Raw genomic sequence first — 18,400 nt, forward strand, 5'->3', positions numbered from 1 at the left:
TCATCAAATTTCGCTTTTCCCGATAGGACTAGATAAAATGGGTTTCAAATGCGGCATCGTTGGCTTGCCCAATGTCGGCAAGTCGACGCTTTTCAACGCGCTGACGAGGACGGCCGCCGCGCAGGCCGCCAACTACCCGTTCTGCACCATCGAACCGAACACCGGCGAGGTGGCGGTGCCCGATCCGCGCCTGCAGAAGATCGCGGCGATCGGCAAGTCGAAGGAGATCATCCCGACCCGCATCTCCTTTGTCGACATCGCCGGCCTGGTCCGCGGCGCCTCCAAGGGCGAAGGCCTGGGCAACCAGTTCCTCGCCAACATCCGCGAGGTCGACGCCATCGTGCATGTGCTGCGCTGCTTCGAGGATGACGACATCACCCATGTCGAGGGCCGCATCGACCCCGTCGCCGACGCCGAGACGGTCGAGACCGAGCTGATGCTCGCCGACCTCGACAGCCTCGAGCGCCGCATCGTCCAGTTCCGCAAGCGCGCCGGCAGCAAGGACAAGGAAGCGACAACCGTGCTGCCGATGATGGAGGCCGCGCTCGAGCTGCTGCAGGCAGGCAAGCCGACCCGCATCCTGCTCGACGGCATCTCGGCGGAAGATCTGCACATCTTGCAGGGCTTGAACCTTCTGACCTCACATCCCGTGCTCTACGTCTGCAACGTCGCCGAGGCGGACGCGGCCACCGGCAACGAGCACACCAGGGCCGTGGAGCAGATGGCCGCAGCGCAGGGCGCCCGCACTGTCGTCATTTCGGCCGCGATCGAAGCCGAGGTTGCGCAGCTCTCCGACGAGGAAGAGATGGAATTCCTGTCCTCGCTCGGCCTCGACGAGCCAGGCCTGAACAAGGTGATCCGTGCCGGCTACGAATTGTTGCAGCTCATCACCTATTTCACCGTTGGGCCGAAGGAGACGCGCGCCTGGACCGTGCACAAGGGCGCCAAGGCGCCGCAGGCCGCCGGCGTCATCCACACCGATTTCGAGCGCGGCTTCATCCGCGCCCAGACCATCGCCTACAACGACTTCGTCACGCTGGGCGGCGAAGTGGCGGCCAAGGAAGCCGGCAAGGCACGCGACGAAGGCAAGGAGTACGTCGTCCAGGACGGCGACATCATGCTGTTCAAGTTCAATACCTGATGCGCTTACCGCTCGCATCTGCGTGAATTCGACGCCGGCTGAGCACTTGATATGAACAAATTCCTAGAGCAATTTATATAGGTGTTTACAACCTTCGGGCAGTCTAAAGCCGACTTAGAGAAGAGCTTATAATGGCTGAGACATCTATCGAGTGGACTGACGCGACGTGGAACCCTGTCGCAGGATGCACAATCCTCACAGCAGGGTGCACCAACTGTTATGCGATGCGCATGGCTTCGCGCCTCGAAGCGATGGGAACGGAAAAGTACGCGGGCCTAACTCGGAAAAGCGGTGGAAAAGTGAAGTGGACAGGCAAGATCAAACTTGACCATCCATCTCTCGATATTCCGATTTCATGGAAGAAGCCACGACGGGTTTTCGTCAATTCGATGTCGGACCTTTTCCATCCAGATGTACCTAAGGACTTCATTTGCGAGGTTTGGCGCATCATGGAAATCACCCCGCGCCACACCTATCAGATCCTTACCAAGAGGCCGGATAGGATGGCTGAAATCCTATCGAGAGACAGTTTCAAAGTGCTACCAAACGTCTGGCTCGGAACCAGCATAGAGGACAGCCGTGTACTTTACAGATTGGATGACCTCCGATCTGTCCCAGCGGTTATCAGATTCGTGTCCTACGAGCCATTGATAGGCTCGGTAGCAGGTGGAAGCCTGGCGGGTATTCATTGGGCGATCGTCGGCGGAGAGAGTGGTCCCAATGCCCGACCGATGGACCCAGTTTGGATCGATGAGATTTTCGATCAATGTACTGATGCTGACGCAGCATTCTTTTTCAAACAATGGGGCGGGAAAAATAAGAAAGCGACGGGGCGTATCTATCGCGAGCGCTTGTGGGATGATCTACCAGAATTGAGAATGTGAGATGCCATCTTGGTTGCTAGATTCACGGCTGCCGAGCTAGTATTCGAGACTGCAAAGAAAAGGGACGCAAGCGGCGCACCGTTTTTATGATGAAGCCGAACCGGATCAAGGACTGCACCCTTGAAAGTGGTTTCGAGACGTTCTTTTACATAGGCTTCAATCGCGTTTACATCGGCTCGGCGCACTGCCTGCCCTTGCGTTTCGAAAATATCTTTGGGCGAAACTTCGTGATTATACCAGCGAGAGCGCCAGTCGGTGGCACCTAGGACCCTATCTATACTTGCTTGCTTGCCTGGATCGAGTTTTGCCGGATCGTGCGGGGCATTCCTGTAGAGGCCGGACAGCGGGAAGAAATACCAACAATCCAGCGCCTTGGTCTTGGCAATTGCTTCCACCGTCTGCCAGGACACCTCCATGCCGTACGGATCTAGAAAAATAACTCCTCGTATTCCACGGCCAACTATTTCGGAGCCTCGCCAGGGGGTATTAGTGCATAGACGCTGCACGAGTTTATTGGCGTCCCCATTTCGCACGATGATTTTACGATCTGAATACTCATTAACCAGAATTTGAAGTTCCGAGAACCGAGACGTGTCTTGTTCAATGAGAACAATTGAGTGCATTGGTGGATCGATTTCGATCGCGATGCGGGCCGATCCTGGTGTCGTAATTTCTTCTGGCTCAGCAAAATCAGGTCCGAACAGCGGCAAACCGGGACGTACTTCGGTGCGCGTGCCAGAACCAGCAAAGGCGTCAATGTAGATGCAAGCAAACTCCTGATTTCGAAGGGCGATCGAGAACGCCTGCAGATACTCTTGGAGACATCTCAACTTTCTCGACGTGTCAGGTCCTCCAAAGACATGCTTTGCCAATTTCAACATCCCCGCTCCAAGGCTTTATCCAACCTGGAAAATAGAAAAGTGTCTAGATAATTTGACACACAGGGAACGAGCAGCTCAAACCTGAAAACTGCCTTCTATCTCTTCCAGAATAGTATCTGGAGCAAATGCAACAAGCCGATACACGCGACGAAGGCAAGGAGTACGTCGTGCAGGACATCATGCTGTTCAAGTTCAACACCTGATGTGACGGAAGTCACGCCGCCCACGGTGCCGTGAAGTTCGCTCTCTCGGTGCTGCCATAAGCCGGTTCAGCTACCGGCCACCATCCGACCGTTCACCCACACCTTGGCAATATTGGCCCGTGCCGCATCGAGCACGATCTTCTGAAAGACGTCGTCGAGCGTATCGTCGGCGCCGTTGACATGGATGTTCGAGGCGCTCGCTTCGGTGTCGATCAGCAGCGCGTCGAATTCGTGTCCGACGCGAAAACTGCCTGTCGGTAGGTCGAGCGCTTCCGCGCCTCCCGCGGTCGCCAGCCAGAACGCTTCCTGATGCGTGATCGGCTCGCCGGGCGCGCCGCGCTCCTTTGCCGGCAGGCCGGCATGCACGCCGCTCTGCAATGTTCTCGAGGCCGACAGCGCGTGCCGGCAACCGTCGAACAGCGATGGGCTGTAGCCGCCTGAAATATCGGTGCCGAGCCCGACATGCATGTGCCGGTCGAGCGCCTCGCGAAGCGGAAACACTGCATTGGCGAAGTAGACGTTGGACAGCGGGCAATGAGCGACGCCGGCGCCCTTCTCCTTGATCAGGTCCATGTCCTGCCCATCGATGAAGTTCGAATGCGCCAGGATCGTATGACGGGTGAGCAGGCCGAAACCATCGAGGCTTGCCGCATCCGTTTGGCCGAAGCGCGCTTCCACGAACTGCTTTGCCCAATCGCTTTCGGAGCAATGGGTCTGCACGTGGCAACCGAACTCTTCCGCGAGTTCGCCCAGCCCCTGCAAGGCCGCGTCGGTGCAGCTTGGAATGAAGCGCGGCGTGATCACCGGCTGGACAAGCGGCCTCTCGCCCGGATTCAATGACATGACGGCCTCGATGAAGCGCCTGGTATCCGAAACAGCGCTTGCCGCATCGGCATCGCGATAGAAGGGCGGACACTGTTCGGGGTCGTCCATCACCACCTTGCCGACCAGGGCACGCTGGCCTTTCTCAAGACATGTCTCGGCGAGCGCCACGCTGGCCTCGACATGGACGGTGGCGAAATAGAGCGCGGTGGTGGTGCCGTTGGCGAGCAGATTGTCGACCAGATCGGCATAGACCGCGCGAGCATAGTCCAAATCCGCATAGCGGGCCTCGAGCGGAAAAGTGTATTTCCGCAGCCAGACTTCGAGCGGCACGTCCAGCGCCTTGCCCATCTGCGGCCATTGCGGCGCATGGATGTGCAGGTCGACGAGCCCCGGCAGCAGGAACTGCCCCTCGCCAAGTTCCACCAGCCTGCCCGCCCGGCGGGCATCGCTTATCGTGGCCGTGTATTCCGGGTGGCCGGGCGCCAGGATCTCGGCGATGCGCCCCTGTGCGTCGACGCAGAACAGGTGCTCCTCCAGCACCTCCAGCCTGCCGCGCTCAGGCGTATGGAAGGCGGTGCCGAGCAGCATGAAAGGATCTGCCGTCATATCGTCGCTCCGGTGCTGCTGGCGGGCGGGGCTGCCAATGCGTGGCCTAGAAGAAAACAGTTGGCAAACATTTCCGCCGCTGTCCTTTGCCGCCGACTGATCCCATGATCGGCCGGGGATTTCCAGAGGGGACATCATGGAACGCGTTGCGCCAGAAATCAGTTTGATCGCCCAGCCGGACGATCCATTGCCCCTGGGCAAGGCCGCCCTGCTCGGCCTCCAGCACGTGCTGGCGATGGACGTCTATATCGTGCCGTTCATCATCGCGTCGGTGCTTGCCTTCAGCGTCGGCGACGCCGGCGCCTTCATCCAGTCGGCCTTCGTGGCGGCAGGCATCGCAACCCTGATCCAGTCGCAGTTGCTGATGCGGCTGCCCGTCGTCCAGGGACCGTCCTTCGTCCCGATCGGCGCGGTGCTGGCGATTGCCTTTGGCGCCGGCGGCGGCCTGCCGGGCCTGTCGGCCGTGATCGGCGCACTCATTCCGGGCGCCATACTGGTCATGCTTCTGGGATCGCCGACAAAGCTCTTCCACCGCCTCGTCAACCGCTTCGTGCCGTCCATCGTCGGCGGCGCCATCATCATCGTCGTCGGCGTCGCGCTGATGCCGGTGGCACTGAAGGAGAGCGTCTTCGCTGTCCACGGCACCGCCACCGTCGGCGGCAACATCGTCCTCGCCTTCGTCGCCGCGGCGGTGCTTGTCGGCTGCATGCTGATCGGCATGGCGCTTGGCGCGAAAGGCGCATGGCTGCGCCTGCTGTCCGTGATCATCGCGCTTGTGGCTGGCAGCGTGGCCGCCGCCTTCATGGGCCAGCTCGACATGACGGGCGTTTCCGCCGCGACCTGGTTTTCCATGCCGCGCATCGCCTTCCTCAATCTCGATGTCACCTTCTCCTGGTCGGCGACGCTGACCATGCTGATCGTCTACATCGTCGTCCTGGCCGAAACCACCGGCACCTGGTTCGCGGTCGGTGCCGTCATCGACAAGCCGCTCTCGGACGAGCAGCTCGACCGGGGCGCCACCGGCGAAGGCCTCGGCTGCCTGATCAGCGCGCTGCTGTGCAGCACGCCGGTCACCGGCTATTCGTCCAACGCCGGCATCATCGCCATCACCGGCATCGCCAGCCGTGCCGCCTTCGGGGCGGCCGGCATCTTCCTGGTGCTGTTCGGGCTGATCGGCAAGCTTTCGGCGGTCATCGCCTCAATCCCGGGGCCGGTCATCGGCGGCGTCTTCGGAGTGCTTTGCGTCGTCATCGCCATGAACGGTTTTCGGGTGGTGCGCGGGACGCCGCTGACCGAACGCAACATGCTGGTCATCGGCCTGCCCATCCTGATGGCGCTGTTCGCCACGCTGGTACCGCCGGATTTCGTCAAGACGCTGCCCGATATCGTGCAGTACATTCTGGGCTCATCCATCGCCTTCGGCGCCGTCTGGGCGATCGTCCTGCACCAGATCCTGCCGAACGCCCGCTAGGCGATCGGAGGCGCCGCGGCTGGCCCCTACGGCCGCCGCGGGCCCGATCGCGCCGGCGGGCTCACCAGAAAGGGCTTGACCAAATCGCCCGCGGCCTGCATCCGGGTTTGCCGATCCATACGGATCGCGCGTTCTGCAGGGATGCCAGACCATGACCGGCAAGACATGGGCCTATGAGGACTTCGTCGAGGGGATCTCGTTCGATCTCGGCACCAAACAGGTGAGCGCGGCCGAAATCATCGAGTTCGCCAGCGAATTCGATGCACAGCCGATGCATCTCGACGAGGAGGCCGGCAAGGTGAGTATCCTGGGCGGCCTCTCGGCTTCAGGCTGGCACACCTGCGCCATGTTCATGCGCATGCTGTGCGATGCCTTCCTGCTGGACTCCACCTGCCAGGGCGCACCAGGAGTCGATCAGGTCAAATGGAAGAAGCCGGTGCTCGCCGGCGATACGCTGCGGGGCAGCCTGGTGGTTCTGGCCAGGCGCCTGTCGAAATCGAAGCCGCAACTCGGCTTCGTGACCATGCGCAGCGAACTGGTCAACCAGCGCGGCGAAAGCGTCTTCGAGCTCGAGAACTCCGTCATGTTCCTGACGCGCGACGCGGGGGATGCGGCATGACGCTCGACGAATTCTTCCGCATCGGCACCACGGTGACGCTGGGCTCGCACAGATTCGAGCCCGAGGCGATCAAAGCGTTCGCCCGCAAATACGACCCGCAGATCTTTCACATCGACGAAGAGGCCGCGAAGAAGAGCGTGCTCGGCGGCCTCTGCGCCTCCGGCTGGCATACCGCCGCCACCTGGATGAAGCTGAACCTGGAGAGCCGCCTGGACGCCGAAGGCTGGGACGGCCCGGTGCCCGAATTCGGCCCCTCGCCCGGATTCAAGAACCTGAAGTGGCTGAAGCCCGTCTTTGCCGGGCAAACCATCACCTTCACGCGCACGGCGCTGTCCCACCGCCCCATCGCGTCCCGCCCCGGCTGGCGGTTGCTGGCGCTGCTCTGCGAGGCCACTGATTCGACCGGCGGCAAGGTGCTGGAGTTCGAAAGCGCGGTGCTGGTGAAGGTGGAGTAGTTTCTTCCTTCGCCCCGTTTACGGCGTGGCCGAAGGGCGGATGAGGGCGGCACCCGCGCTGGTTATCGTGTTGCCTCCCTGCCCTTCGCTATCGCTCCGGGCGTTCGAGATCTTTGAAAGGTCCACTGGACCTTTCAATTTGCCTTCGGCAAACCGGTCTCAAACCCCCTCGAACCCGATCAGCGTTCGCACCGGCACGCCGAGCGCTTCGAGCTTGGCGCGCCCGCCCAAATCCGGCAGGTCGATGACGAAACAGGCGGCGAGAATGTCGGCGCCGATCTGGCGCAGCAGCTTGACCGCCGCTTCAGCCGTGCCGCCGGTGGCGATCAGATCGTCGACCAGGATCACCTTCTCGCCGGGCGCGACGCCGTCCTTGTGCATCTCCATCTCGTCCAGCCCGTATTCCAGGCTGTAGGCGACGCGCACGGTCTCATAAGGCAGCTTGCCCTTCTTGCGGATCGGCACGAAGCCGGCCGAGAGCTGGTGAGCAACGGCGCCGCCCAGGATGAAGCCGCGCGCTTCGATGCCGGCGATCTTGTCGATCTTCTGCCCGGCATAGGGATGCACCAGCTCGTCGATGGCGCGGCGGAAGGCGCGCGCATTGCCGAGCAGCGTGGTGATGTCGCGAAACAGGATGCCGGGCTTGGGATAGTCCGGGATGGTACGGATCGAGGCCAGCAGCGTGTCTTCGAGAGAAGGTTTCATGAAGCGGCTCCGAATGATCCGGCTGACAAAGTGAAACGGCGCGGGGCCGATCGTAACCCGGCGCGACCGACAACGGCTAGCGCGATGTGGCGACCGAGACAAGCGCATCCGGCAAAGGAATTGACTACGGGCTGGGAGCAACCACCAGGCGATTTTCCTCCTGTTGGGCGCAGCCACGAAAAAGGGGCGCCCGAAGGCGCCCCGCTCGAACGGATGGCTATCGGCCAAATCCTACATGCCGAGATCGGAACGAAGCTCCGCCCTGGCCACGTCGTACTCGGCCTTGAAGTCATCCCGGTTGAGCAGGACGGCGGCGATGACGCTGCCGGAAATCTTGCCCATCTCGACGTCGGACGGATAGTGGATGCCGCCGACGATGCGGTTGTGGGCGAACTCAGCCGCGCGCGCCATGATCTCAGCACGCCTTTCCGGAACCATGTCGGACAGGATGATGCCCATCATCGTGCCGACGGTCGCATGGCCGGACGGCCAGGAACCGGAGCTCGACAGCTTGACCACCGGCTTGACGAGATCGCTGAGCTGGTGCGGACGCGGGCGCTTCCAGACATCCTTGGCCGGATCGACGACGGCGCCTTCGGTCTCCACCACGCGATCGAAGAAGGCGCTGAATTTCGGCAGCTTGTCCTTGTTGAAATTCGGCCCCATGACATCGGCGAAACGCCAGACGTTTTCCTCGGCGTCGGCGATGGCGCGGGCTTCCATCTCGGGTGTGCGCGTGACCTGCATGGTCAGCACTTCGCCAAGCTCGGCCTTGGTCTCAGCCGAATCATTGGCCGGCGGCGGCGGCAGGATCATCGTCAGGTCGACATCCTTGTTGGTGATGAATGGTTTTGCGTCTTCGGCGCGGGCCGCGGAACCTACGACGAGCAGCAGCAGGCCTGCCGCAAGCGATGCGTATCTTTTCATGGGCGTGATCCTTTGATGAGAGCGCCGCAGGATCGCGATGTGTGGTGACGGCCATGTGACACCGCCGAGACGTGGAGGCGCAATCCACTCAAAAAGCAGAAAGGGCACCTCGCGGCGCCCCATGTTGTACACTGAACGGCCCAGGGCCTTTGAGATTCAGGTCAGGCCGAATCGAAAACGATGGTTTCCGAGAACCGGAGCGGAGCGTACTTGAAGTACGTGAGCACCGGAAGCGCAGGAAGCCATCGTTTGCAGACCGGCCTCACCTGAAGATCAACAGGCCTAGTGCGCGACGGCTTCCCACACCTTGCGCTTGGTCAGGTAGACCAGGGCGCCGAACAGAAGCAGGAACACCAGCACGCGGAAGCCCATCTTCTTGCGGTCTTCCATGTGCGGCTCGGCAGCCCATGTCAGGAAGGCAGCCACGTCGCGGGAATACTGGTCGATGGTCTGCGGCGAACCGTCGTCATAGGTGACCTGGCCGTCGGAGAGCGGCTTGGGCATCTTCAGCGACACGCCGGACATGAAGTACGGGTTGTAGTGTGTGCCTTCGGGGATGACCATGCCGGCGGGCGGGGTCTGGTCGTAGCCGGTCAAGAGCGAATGGATGTAGTCGGGACCACCGGCATCATACTGGGTGAAGATATCGAAGACGAACTGCGGGAAGCCGCGCTCGACGCCGCGCGCCTTGGCCAGCAACGACATATCCGGCGGCGCCGCACCGCCATTGGAGGCAGCGGCGGCTTCCTCATTGGCGAATGGGGCCGGGAAATGGTCGGACGGCTTGCCGGGACGGTCGAACATGTCGCCGGCATCGTTGGGGCCATCATGGATTGTGTATTCGGCTGACAGCGTCTTGATCTGCGCGTCGCTGTAACCGAGGTCCGAAAGCGTGCGGAACGCCACCAGGTTCATCGAATGGCAGGCCGAGCAGACTTCCTTGTAGACCTTCAGCCCGCGCTGCAACTGCGCCTTGTCATAGGTGCCGAACGGGCCGGTGAAGCTCCAGCTCATTTCCTTCGGCTCGTTGATCGGGAAATGCGTCGGTGCCGCCGCGTTGTGCGCCTCTTCGGCCGCGAACGCCCAAGTGCCTGCAACTCCGGTGCCGGCGGCCACGAGGCCGACCAGCGCAAGCGAGGTGAGAATCTTTTTCATGCCAAATCCCCTTAGATTCTCTACCGCTCAGCCCTTGGTCTCAGGTGCTGCCGTGGCGCCCGCCGGATGCCCGCTGCCACCCTTGTTCTTTTCGAGCACCGCCTCGGTGATCGAGTTCGGCAGCCTGCGGGGTGTCTCGATCAAGCCGAGCACCGGCAGCGCGATCAGGAAGAAGGCGAAGTAGAACAGCGTCGCCATCTGCGCCATGAACACATAGCTGCCTTCCGCCGGCTGCGAGCCCAGCCAGCCCAGCAGGATGGCATCGGCCACGAACAGCCAGAAAAACAGCTTGTACCAGGGCCGGTAGACCGCCGAGCGCACCTTGGAGGTGTCGAGCCACGGCACCAGGAACAGCATGACGATGGCGCCGAACATGCACAGCACGCCGCCGAGCTTGGAATTGATCGGCCCGATGTTGAAGGTGATGGCGCGCAGGATCGCGTAGAATGGCAGGAAGTACCATTCCGGGACGATATGGGCCGGCGTCTTAAGCGGGTTGGCGACCGTGTAGTTGTCCGGATGGCCGAGATAGTTCGGCAGGTAGAAGACGAAGTAGGCGAAGACGAACAGGAACACGATCATGCCGAACGCGTCCTTGATGGTCGCGTAGGGCGTGAAGGCCACGGTATCTGTCTTCGACTTGACCTCGATGCCGGTCGGGTTCGACTGGCCGACGACATGCAGCGCCCAGACATGCAGAACGACGACGCCGGCAATCATGAAAGGCAGCAGGTAATGCAGGGCGAAGAAGCGGTTCAGCGTCGGATTGTCGACGGCGAAGCCGCCGAGCAGGAGCTGCTGGATCCAGTCGCCAACCAGAGGAATGGCGCTGAAGAAGCCGGTGATGACAGTGGCGCCCCAGAAGCTCATCTGCCCCCATGGCAGCACATAGCCCATGAAACCGGTCGCCATCATCAGGAGGTAGATGATGCAGCCGAGGATCCACAGCAGCTCGCGCGGCGCCTTGTAGGAGCCGTAATAGAGGCCGCGGAAGATATGCAAATAGACGGCGATGAAGAAGAACGAGGCGCCGTTGGCGTGCATGTAGCGCAGCAGCCATCCGGAATTCACGTCGCGCATGATCTTTTCGACCGAACCGAAGGCGAGATTGGTGTCGGCCGTATAGTGCATGGCCAGCACGATGCCGGTCAGGATCTGCGCCACCAGCATGATCGCCAGGATGCCGCCGAAGGTCCACATATAGTTCAGGTTGCGCGGCACCGGATAGGCGATGAAGCTGTCATAGACCATCCTGGGCAGCGGCATGCGGGCGTCGAACCAGCGTTCGATACCGGTCTTCGGCGTGTAGGTCGAGTGTCCCTCGCTCATCGAAATATCCCCTGCCTCAACCGATAAGGAGTTTGGTGTCGGAAACGAATTTGAATACCGGAATCGCCATGTTCTCCGGCGCCGGGCCTTTACGGATGCGGCCGGCCGTGTCGTATTGCGAACCGTGGCACGGGCAGAACCAGCCGCCGAAATCGCCTTCCTGACCTAACGGGATGCAGCCTAGATGGGTGCAGACCTGAACCATCACCATCCAGGCCTCCTTGCCGGGCGTGGTGCGGTTGGCGTCGGTCGCCGGCGCATCGGACGGCAAATTGGCGTTGCGGGCGATCGGATCCTTGAGATCGGAGAGGCTGACGGCCTCGCCGTCCTTCATTTCCTTCTCGGTGCGGTTGCGCACCACGACCGGCTTGCCGCGCCACTTGACGATCAGCGAGCTGCCAGGCGCCAGCGAGGAGACATCGACCTCGACCGAAGCGAGCGCCAGCGTCGAGGCATCAGGGCGCATCTGGTCGATGAACGGCCAGGCCACGGCACCGGCGCCAACCACGGCGGCCATGCCGGTGGCGACGTAGAGAAAATCTCGACGATTGGGATCGTGGATGTCGGTTGCGCTCACGGGTGCCTGATCCTTTCGCCTCTTCCGCGCCGGTGGCCGAGCCTTGTTCCCCGCTCAATCACGCCAACCCGACAGCGCATGGCGAACAGGCTAGCGAATTCCTCCGGCATTTGGACTTCGGTTTATGCGTGAAGCCCGTTTTTGTCCAGACGGGTGAAGGCACAAGGGCAGATTGTCGCGGGGACAAAATCCCCTCGTGTCCGGCGGGACGGCGCATGGCTGCAAAGGGCGGCTAAACAACCGGGAATATCAGCAAAATCCAAGGCTCCGGCTTGCCTCGACACACGGCGCCGGTGTGATCTATCCTCCTTCGCATGGCGCACGTCATCGATCGCGAGCAATGGGCTGTTCGTTCCGACCACTGGAAGGGCGAACTGCAGTGCGGTGCCTACGGCTCAAACTCCTGCCTGATCTTCAATCACCTGCCCGACGTCGGCGGCGGCCCGCGGCTGCACGCCCATCCCTATGCGGAGATCTTCATCATCCGCCAGGGAACCGGCCTCTTCACGGTCGGTGACCAGGAAATCGAGGCTTCGGCGGGGCAGATCCTGATCGTGCCGCCCAACACGCCGCACAAATTCACCAATCTCGGTCCCGGTCCGCTGGAAACGACCGACATTCACGAAAACGGCAGCTTCATCACCGAATGGCTGGAGTGATTCCTAAAAACTGATTTTACGCGGCGCCCAGCCTCACTAGAACCGCCCTGGGGATATTGTATTCGCGGATCACGGCGTCATGCTTGCGAACGCCGCACAGTTCGCGCTGGATGAAATAGGCGTGAACGGCCACGGCAGCCTCCTTGAGCAGACGGGGGCGCAACTCATCGTCCCCGTTATCGCGCAACCGCGCCAAGGTTTCTTCCACGCGCTGGCCGGCCCGCCCGAGCGCCGCCGCCTTCTCTGCCAGGATTTCATGGCCAAGCGCGTCGAAGGCCGCGTCGGCGGCCGACGTGCCGGCAAGATGGGATGGCGGACGCAAGGACATTTCAGTTCCCTTTCCTGAACACCATGCGAAGGGTGACGAATTCTTCGCCCTCCACGCGCTGAAAACCAAGCCGTTCATAGAAAGCGAAGGCTTCTGGCGGCGCGCGGGTGTTCAACACGGTGAAATACTGGCGGGCTCGGTCGATCACGATCTCGACCAACGTTCGGCCAAGGCCGGCGCGACGGTGACGCGCGCTGACGAACAGGTGGCGGACCCGGCCGTGGTCCCTGCCCTCGAAATAGGGATCGATGTTCAGCCCGCAGACACCGGCGAGTTCGGCCCCATGCCAGGCTCCGAACAGCGCCTCGCCCCGCTTCAGGAACTTGTTGCGGCCGCTTGCCCAGCCATCGCCCAGACGCACCAGCATCCAGTAGCCTTCCAGCCGGCTCTCTTCCTTCAGCATGTCGAAGGCCGCCACGGTTGGCCGCAAACGCTTGAGCGTGTAGCCGATCTCTGGGCCGATCTCCGGACTGAGCTCTGCCGATCCACCCACGCGCCTACTCCGCCGGCCGCGTCTCTTCCAGCACGCTTTCCTCGTGATAGAGGAACCCGCCGGACTGGCGCTTCCACAGCCGGGCATAAAGCCCGTCGAGCGCCACCAGCTCGTCATGCGTGCCTTGCTCGACGATGCGGCCGCCGTCGAGCACCACCAGGCGGTCAAGTGCCGCGATCGTCGACAGCCGGTGGGCAATCGCGATCACGGTCTTGTTCTCCATCAGCCGCGTCAGATTCTCCTGGATCGCCGCCTCGATGTCGGAATCGAGCGCCGACGTCGCCTCGTCGAGGATCAGGACCGGCGCGTCCTTGAGGAAGACGCGGGCGATCGCCACGCGCTGACGCTGACCGCCCGACAGTTTCACGCCGCGCTCGCCGACAAAGGCTTCGTAGCCCTGGCGGTCCCTGTTGTCGCGCAAAGTCAGGATGAATTCATGGGCCTCGGCTTTTTTCGCCGCCGCGACGACCTGCGCATCGGTTGCGTCGGGCATGCCGAGCTTGATGTTGTCACGCAGCGAACGGTGGAACAGGGCCGTATCCTGGCTGACGACGCCGATATTGGCGCGCAACGAATCCTGCGTTACACCAGAGACGTCCTGGCCATCGATGGTGATCTGGCCGCTTTCGAGATCGTAGAGGCGCAGGATAAGGTTCGCCAGCGTCGTCTTGCCGGCGCCCGAAGGCCCGACCAGCCCGACCTTCTCACCCGGCTTGACGATAAGGTTGATGCCGTTCAGCACCCCAAACCCCTTGCCGTAGTGGAACTCGACATTTTTTACGTCGATGCGCCCGCCCGCCACGACCAGTTCCCCGGCGTCCGGTGCATCGGTCAGGCCGAGCGGCTGCGAGATCAGCGCCTTGGAGTTCTCCAGCACGCCGAGATTCCGCAAGATGCCGTTCATCTGCATCATCAACCGGCCGAGCAGCATGTTGAGCCGCAGCACCAGGCTGAGCGTGAAGGCGACCGCCCCGACCGTGATCGAGCCCTCGACCCAGAGATAAACGGCAAAGCAGCCGATCGCCGTGATCATGATGCCCGACAGCGTCGTCAGCGCCATGCGCACGCCGGTCAAGCGGCGGGTGAAGGGCCGCAATGCGTCGAGATAGATGTCGAAGCCGTTCCTGATGTAGCGATCGTCGCCGTCGGCCGCGAACAGTTTCAGCGTCTGCACGTTGGAGTAGGAATCGACAATGCGGCCATTGATCATGGAGCCCGCCTCCGCCGTCGCTTCGGCGTGCTTGCGGATTGCCGGCAAATAGCGCTTCGCCAGAAAGCCGAAGGCGGTGATCCAGACCACCACGAGTGCCGCCAGCCTGAGGTCAAGCCCGGCGACCAGCGCCAGCGTCGTCACCGTATAGACGACCATGAACCAGACGACCTCGATGAAGCTTTCCATCAGGTCGCCCGTCGCCTGCCCGGCTTGCCAGACTTTCGTCGCGATGCGGCCGGCAAAATCGTTCTGGAAGAAGGCGTAGGATTGGCGCGAGACGTGCCGGTGCGCCTGCCAACGCACCAGATTGTAGAAGCCGGGCGTGATCGTCTGTTCGTCGACCAGCGCCGACAAGGCGACGACCACGGTGCGGATGATCAGCACCACCGCGACCATGAACACCAGTTCGGGGCCGGCGGCGGTCCACAGCGCGTGCCAGCTCCGTTCGCCGGGCAATTGGTCGAGAATATCGACCAGCCGTCCGACGAAATAGAACAGGCCGGCCTCGACCAGCGGCGCGATGCCGCCGATGACCAGCATCGCGAAGAAGGCGAACTTCGCTTGCCCGACATAGTGCCAGAGGAAGCCCGTAACGCTGGCCGGTGGCCGAAGATTCGCCGGCTCCCTGAACGGGTAGACCCAGGTCTCGAACCAGCGGTAGACGGCTGTCATCATGCGGCGGCCATCATTCTGCGGCTTGCCCCTTTGCTATTGCGTCATTGGCGGCTTCGACTGGGACGTCATCGAGCAGGAACCCACCCGACTGGCGCTGCCAGAGTTGCGCGTAGAGCCCGCCTCTGGCGACCAGTTCCTCGTGCGAGCCCTCCTCGATGACGCGACCCTGGTCCATCACGACGAGCCTGTCCATCGCCGCGATGGTCGACAGCCGGTGCGCGATGGCGATGACGGTCTTGCCTTGCATGAGCTTGTAGAGGTTCTCCTGGATGGCGGCTTCCGCCTCGGAATCGAGCGCCGACGTCGCCTCGTCAAGGATAAGTATGGGCGCATCCTTCAACATAACGCGAGCAATGGCGATGCGTTGCCGCTGACCGCCGGACAGTTTGACGCCGCGGTCGCCTACATAGGCGTCGAACCCCTTGCGTCCATGATGGTCCGAAAGTCCTGATATGAAATCCATCGCCTCGGCCCGCCGCGCCGCCTCGAGCAGCATCTCGTCGGTGGCATCGGGCCGGCCGTAGAGGATGTTCTCCCGCACCGAACGATGCAGCAGCGAGGTGTCCTGCGTGACCATCCCGATCTGGGCGCGCAGCGAATCCTGTTTCATGCCGGCGATCTCCTGGCCGTCGATCAGGATCCGGCCGCTTTCCAGGTCGTAGAAGCGCAGGAGGAGATTGACCAGCGTCGACTTGCCGGCGCCCGAGCGGCCGACAATGCCGACCTTCTCGCCCGGCTTCACCGCCAGCGACAGGTTTTCGATGACGCCCTTCTGCTTGCCGTAGTGGAAGCGGATATCCTCGAAGCGGATATCGCCTTTGGAAACGATGATCTCCTTGGCATCCGGCCTGTCCTCGACAAGGCGCGGCAACGAAATCGAGGCAATGCCGTCCTGCACCGTGCCGATATTCTCGAACAGGCTCGACATTTCCCACATGATCCACTGCGACATGCCCCACATCCGGAGCACCAGGCCGATGACCACCGCGACCGCACCGATCGTCACCACTTGCCCCATCCACAGCCACAGCGAGATGGCGGTGACCGAGAACAGCAGCAGCGCGTTCAGTATGTAGAGCGAGCCGAACAGCAGTGTCACCAGCCGCATCGACCGGTAGACCGTGTCGAGGAAGCCCATCATGCCTTCCCTGGCGAAGGCGGCCTCGCGGCGTGAATGGGAAAACAGCTTGACCGTCTGGATGTTGGTGTAGCTGTCGACGACGCGACCGGTCATGGTCGAGCGCGCATTGGCCTGCTCCTCGCCGACCTTGCCCAGGCGCGGGATGAAGAAGCGCAGCAGCAGGATGTAGCCGACCATCCAGACGCCGAGCGGCGCGGCCAGCCGCCAGTCGGCCGAACCGACGATCAACAGCATGCCGAGGAAATAGACGACGACGTAGTTCAGGACGTCGATCACCTTGATGACGCATTCGCGCACGGCAAGCGCGGTCTGCATCAGCTTGGTGGCGATGCGGCCGGCGAACTCGTCCTGGTAGAAGCTCATCGATTGCTTGAGCAGGTAGCGGTGCACCTGCCAGCGGATGCGCATGGGGTAATTGCCCATCAGCGTCTGCTGGTTGAGCAGGGAATGCAGCCAGACCGTGCCGGGCAGCGCAAACAATACGATGAAGGCCATGCCGGCGAGTTTCCAGCCCTCCGTCTGCAGGAAGGTTTCGCGGTTCTGCCCCGACAGCCAGTCGACGATGCGGCCGAGGAAGCCGAACATCCACACTTCCGCGATGGCGATGGCCGCGACCAGCACCGCATCGACAAGAATATAGGGCCATGCCCCGCGCGTATAATGCAGGCAGAAGGCAACAAGCGTCTTGGGCGGCTCGACCGGTTCCGCGGCCGGGAACGGATCGAGCTTTCTTTCAAACCAGCTAAACAACAACATAGGTCACGCCTGTGAGATCTGTTTTCCGCTTACGCGGCTTGGCGGCGTACGAAGTCCTCGGACCGCATGGCATCGAGGGCCGACGCTCCGGAATCATCCGGAGCGTCGGCCCTGCTTCGCGCTATATAGGGGTTCGCCGGCTTTTCGCCGACAGCCACCTTTGTCGATCCTGACGACATGGCGCCACCAGTCCGGTTTTTCGCGCCTGGCCGGATCAGCCGGATGATCCGGCGCACCAGCGACGGACGGCTCGGATCGGGTACCGCGCGCGAGAAATCGACATCCGGCAGCATGCCGCGATGTGGACGCCGGCGTACTTCGGCATGAACCGCCGACGAATAGGTGTCGCCGATCAACAGCGCCCAAGCCACCACCTTCGGGTGTTGCAGGCTCCTCGAGCCCGGTATTCTGTAGGGATCGAACATCGGTCCGTCCTCCGTGTTGAAATAGAGATAAAAAGGATGATCGACGTCGTGCCGCGGGATCGGCGGCGGATCAGTCGGAACGCGTTGGGACGGGGCCATCGGCCCCTTCGGCAGCTTGAAAAACATCGCGGGTTTCCTTCGAAGACCAGGGTATGGTTTCGGCGGAAATCGGTGCGGAAGTGTCTAAAAGATCAGGAGAAACGTCGTACCGAAACCGCCAGGGCGCAAATAAGCCCACAGGTGGGGCGCTGGATGTACATGGCCATCATGAATTACCCCTCCATCGGTTCGGGTTGACAATGCCGGTCATATACCCGACTTCGAAAAAAATGGCCACCCGCAGGTCCAGGAATTTCCAAAACCAGGAAGCTGCTGTGGCCGATCTGCCACTTATTAGAAGGACGCGGAAGTGAACCCTGGTCTCCGCATCGCGCTCTACCAGCCTGACATTGCCGGCAATACCGGGACAATCCTGCGCTTCGCCGCTTGCCTCGGCCTCGGCGTCGACATCATTGAGCCGGCCGGCTTTCCGCTCTCCGACAAAGCGCTCAAGCGCGCCGGCATGGACTACCTCGAAATGGCTGCCCTGACCCGGCATGTCGACTGGGACGCCTTCGAGGAGTGGCGCAAGGCCCGCGCGGATCGCATGGTGCTGCTGTCGACCAAGGCTACGACCCCCTACACCGACTTCAGCTTCACCGACCGCGACATCCTCCTGTTCGGTCGCGAATCCGCGGGCGTGCCGGATCCAGTCCATCAGGCGGCGGATGCGCGGCTGACCATCCCGATGCAGCCCGGTGCGCGCAGCATCAACGTCGCCCTTTCCGTCGCCATGGTGGCGGGCGAAGCCGTCCGGCAACTCCGATAGGGGATCGCCGGCAGCGCCGTCAGCGGTGATTTTTGCCCAGGCGCACATCCGCCTTCTCCTTTGG

Annotated in this window: 19 protein-coding genes; 7 read left to right on the forward strand and 12 right to left on the reverse strand. The window is 62.0% G+C overall.

Going from position 1 to position 18,400, the window contains the following annotated elements; translation table 11 throughout:
- Nucleotides 1-37: 37 nt before the first annotated feature.
- Both ychF and LB516_RS26905 read left to right on the forward strand, forming a co-directional pair.
- Complete coding sequence (gene ychF, locus LB516_RS26900) at nucleotides 38-1,141, forward strand: redox-regulated ATPase YchF (RefSeq protein WP_015316083.1); 1,104 nt, start codon at nucleotides 38-40, stop codon at nucleotides 1,139-1,141.
- Nucleotides 1,142-1,272: 131 nt separating this feature from the next.
- Nucleotides 1,273-2,025, forward strand: coding sequence for a DUF5131 family protein (locus LB516_RS26905; RefSeq protein ID WP_224720678.1), 753 nt, complete (start codon nucleotides 1,273-1,275; stop codon nucleotides 2,023-2,025).
- Here the strand turns inward: LB516_RS26905 and LB516_RS26910 are convergent.
- Entirely contained in the window at nucleotides 1,980-2,906 is a 927-nt protein-coding gene (locus LB516_RS26910) for a three-Cys-motif partner protein TcmP (RefSeq protein WP_224720679.1), read from the reverse strand. The genes LB516_RS26905 and LB516_RS26910 overlap by 46 nt on opposite strands.
- 269 nt (nucleotides 2,907-3,175) lie before the next feature.
- Complete coding sequence (gene guaD / locus LB516_RS26915; RefSeq protein WP_224720680.1) at nucleotides 3,176-4,540, reverse strand: guanine deaminase; 1,365 nt, start codon at nucleotides 4,538-4,540, stop codon at nucleotides 3,176-3,178.
- A 136-nt stretch (nucleotides 4,541-4,676) separates the two neighbouring features.
- Between guaD and LB516_RS26920 the strand changes: the two genes are divergently transcribed.
- From LB516_RS26920 to LB516_RS26930, 3 genes are all read left to right on the forward strand, one after another.
- Nucleotides 4,677-6,011 carry a uracil-xanthine permease family protein gene (locus tag LB516_RS26920; protein ID WP_015316080.1) on the forward strand — a complete coding sequence of 445 codons (1,335 nt, stop codon included), beginning with the start codon at nucleotides 4,677-4,679 and terminating at the stop codon, nucleotides 6,009-6,011.
- 151 nt (nucleotides 6,012-6,162) lie between these two features.
- Nucleotides 6,163-6,630 (forward strand): MaoC family dehydratase, encoded by a 468-nt coding sequence (locus LB516_RS26925; protein ID WP_224720681.1) that lies wholly within the window; start codon nucleotides 6,163-6,165, stop codon nucleotides 6,628-6,630.
- Nucleotides 6,627-7,085 (forward strand): MaoC family dehydratase, encoded by a 459-nt coding sequence (locus LB516_RS26930; protein WP_015316078.1) that lies wholly within the window; start codon nucleotides 6,627-6,629, stop codon nucleotides 7,083-7,085. The genes LB516_RS26925 and LB516_RS26930 overlap by 4 nt, the downstream gene beginning before the upstream one ends.
- Nucleotides 7,086-7,244: 159 nt before the next feature.
- Here LB516_RS26930 and LB516_RS26935 read toward each other — a convergent pair whose 3' ends face one another.
- From LB516_RS26935 to petA, 5 genes are all read right to left on the reverse strand, one after another.
- Entirely contained in the window at nucleotides 7,245-7,790 is a 546-nt protein-coding gene (locus LB516_RS26935) for an adenine phosphoribosyltransferase (protein ID WP_015316077.1), read from the reverse strand.
- A 231-nt stretch (nucleotides 7,791-8,021) separates the two neighbouring features.
- Nucleotides 8,022-8,717 carry an acid phosphatase gene (locus LB516_RS26940; protein WP_015316076.1) on the reverse strand — a complete coding sequence of 232 codons (696 nt, stop codon included), beginning with the start codon at nucleotides 8,715-8,717 and terminating at the stop codon, nucleotides 8,022-8,024.
- A gap of 282 nt (nucleotides 8,718-8,999) precedes the next feature.
- The gene (locus tag LB516_RS26945) at nucleotides 9,000-9,872 is read right to left on the reverse strand and encodes a cytochrome c1 (protein WP_015316075.1); all 873 of its coding nucleotides are present in this window, start codon (nucleotides 9,870-9,872) and stop codon (nucleotides 9,000-9,002) included.
- Between the two features lie 27 nt (nucleotides 9,873-9,899).
- A complete protein-coding gene (locus LB516_RS26950) occupies nucleotides 9,900-11,201 on the reverse strand; it encodes a cytochrome b (protein ID WP_015316074.1) in 1,302 nt (433 codons plus the stop codon).
- 16 nt (nucleotides 11,202-11,217) lie between these two features.
- Nucleotides 11,218-11,778 (reverse strand): ubiquinol-cytochrome c reductase iron-sulfur subunit, encoded by a 561-nt coding sequence (gene petA, locus LB516_RS26955; protein ID WP_140617687.1) that lies wholly within the window; start codon nucleotides 11,776-11,778, stop codon nucleotides 11,218-11,220.
- A gap of 314 nt (nucleotides 11,779-12,092) precedes the next feature.
- Here petA and LB516_RS26960 point away from each other — a divergent pair, with 314 nt between their 5' ends.
- Nucleotides 12,093-12,437, forward strand: a complete 345-nt coding sequence (locus LB516_RS26960) for a cupin domain-containing protein (RefSeq protein ID WP_140617686.1) — start codon at nucleotides 12,093-12,095, stop codon at nucleotides 12,435-12,437.
- A 16-nt stretch (nucleotides 12,438-12,453) separates the two neighbouring features.
- Here the strand turns inward: LB516_RS26960 and LB516_RS26965 are convergent, their stop codons facing one another.
- Genes LB516_RS26965 through LB516_RS26985 form a run of 5 tightly spaced genes read right to left on the reverse strand, consistent with a single transcriptional unit; the run spans nucleotide 12,454 to nucleotide 17,594 of the window.
- Nucleotides 12,454-12,765 carry a DUF6665 family protein gene (locus LB516_RS26965; protein WP_224720682.1) on the reverse strand — a complete coding sequence of 104 codons (312 nt, stop codon included), beginning with the start codon at nucleotides 12,763-12,765 and terminating at the stop codon, nucleotides 12,454-12,456.
- 1 nt (nucleotide 12,766) lies between these two features.
- A complete protein-coding gene (locus LB516_RS26970; protein WP_224720683.1) occupies nucleotides 12,767-13,258 on the reverse strand; it encodes a GNAT family N-acetyltransferase in 492 nt (163 codons plus the stop codon).
- 4 nt (nucleotides 13,259-13,262) lie between these two features.
- The gene (locus LB516_RS26975) at nucleotides 13,263-15,146 is read right to left on the reverse strand and encodes an ABC transporter ATP-binding protein (protein ID WP_224720684.1); all 1,884 of its coding nucleotides are present in this window, start codon (nucleotides 15,144-15,146) and stop codon (nucleotides 13,263-13,265) included.
- 10 nt (nucleotides 15,147-15,156) lie between these two features.
- Nucleotides 15,157-17,043 carry an ABC transporter ATP-binding protein gene (locus tag LB516_RS26980; protein ID WP_140617682.1) on the reverse strand — a complete coding sequence of 629 codons (1,887 nt, stop codon included), beginning with the start codon at nucleotides 17,041-17,043 and terminating at the stop codon, nucleotides 15,157-15,159.
- A gap of 29 nt (nucleotides 17,044-17,072) precedes the next feature.
- On the reverse strand, nucleotides 17,073-17,594 hold the full coding sequence (locus LB516_RS26985; RefSeq protein ID WP_224592855.1) for a hypothetical protein: 522 nt from the start codon (nucleotides 17,592-17,594) through the stop codon (nucleotides 17,073-17,075).
- A gap of 283 nt (nucleotides 17,595-17,877) precedes the next feature.
- Here LB516_RS26985 and LB516_RS26990 point away from each other — a divergent pair, with 283 nt between their 5' ends.
- Nucleotides 17,878-18,336 (forward strand): tRNA (cytidine(34)-2'-O)-methyltransferase, encoded by a 459-nt coding sequence (locus tag LB516_RS26990; protein ID WP_015316066.1) that lies wholly within the window; start codon nucleotides 17,878-17,880, stop codon nucleotides 18,334-18,336.
- The last annotated feature ends 64 nt before the right edge of the window (nucleotides 18,337-18,400 follow it).

Source organism: Mesorhizobium sp. CO1-1-7, from assembly GCF_020164885.1.
GTDB classification, from domain to species: domain Bacteria; phylum Pseudomonadota; class Alphaproteobacteria; order Rhizobiales; family Rhizobiaceae; genus Mesorhizobium; species Mesorhizobium australicum.

What these genes read in the sequence shown, in the direction of transcription:
- guaD (WP_224720680.1), bottom strand. Translation starts at nt 4,540, where the DNA reads ATGACGGCAGATCCTTTCATGCTGCTCGGCACCGCCTTCCATACGCCT.
- LB516_RS26940 (WP_015316076.1), bottom strand. Translation starts at nt 8,717, where the DNA reads ATGAAAAGATACGCATCGCTTGCGGCAGGCCTGCTGCTGCTCGTCGTA.
- LB516_RS26980 (WP_140617682.1), bottom strand. Translation starts at nt 17,043, where the DNA reads ATGTTGTTGTTTAGCTGGTTTGAAAGAAAGCTCGATCCGTTCCCGGCC.
- LB516_RS26920 (WP_015316080.1), top strand. Translation starts at nt 4,677, where the DNA reads ATGGAACGCGTTGCGCCAGAAATCAGTTTGATCGCCCAGCCGGACGAT.
- LB516_RS26930 (WP_015316078.1), top strand. Translation starts at nt 6,627, where the DNA reads ATGACGCTCGACGAATTCTTCCGCATCGGCACCACGGTGACGCTGGGC.
- LB516_RS26910 (WP_224720679.1), bottom strand. Translation starts at nt 2,906, where the DNA reads ATGTTGAAATTGGCAAAGCATGTCTTTGGAGGACCTGACACGTCGAGA.
- LB516_RS26945 (WP_015316075.1), bottom strand. Translation starts at nt 9,872, where the DNA reads ATGAAAAAGATTCTCACCTCGCTTGCGCTGGTCGGCCTCGTGGCCGCC.
- LB516_RS26975 (WP_224720684.1), bottom strand. Translation starts at nt 15,146, where the DNA reads ATGATGACAGCCGTCTACCGCTGGTTCGAGACCTGGGTCTACCCGTTC.
- LB516_RS26965 (WP_224720682.1), bottom strand. Translation starts at nt 12,765, where the DNA reads ATGTCCTTGCGTCCGCCATCCCATCTTGCCGGCACGTCGGCCGCCGAC.
- LB516_RS26950 (WP_015316074.1), bottom strand. Translation starts at nt 11,201, where the DNA reads ATGAGCGAGGGACACTCGACCTACACGCCGAAGACCGGTATCGAACGC.
- ychF (WP_015316083.1), top strand. Translation starts at nt 38, where the DNA reads ATGGGTTTCAAATGCGGCATCGTTGGCTTGCCCAATGTCGGCAAGTCG.
- LB516_RS26905 (WP_224720678.1), top strand. Translation starts at nt 1,273, where the DNA reads ATGGCTGAGACATCTATCGAGTGGACTGACGCGACGTGGAACCCTGTC.
- LB516_RS26925 (WP_224720681.1), top strand. Translation starts at nt 6,163, where the DNA reads ATGACCGGCAAGACATGGGCCTATGAGGACTTCGTCGAGGGGATCTCG.
- LB516_RS26935 (WP_015316077.1), bottom strand. Translation starts at nt 7,790, where the DNA reads ATGAAACCTTCTCTCGAAGACACGCTGCTGGCCTCGATCCGTACCATC.
- LB516_RS26960 (WP_140617686.1), top strand. Translation starts at nt 12,093, where the DNA reads ATGGCGCACGTCATCGATCGCGAGCAATGGGCTGTTCGTTCCGACCAC.
- LB516_RS26985 (WP_224592855.1), bottom strand. Translation starts at nt 17,594, where the DNA reads ATGTTTTTCAAGCTGCCGAAGGGGCCGATGGCCCCGTCCCAACGCGTT.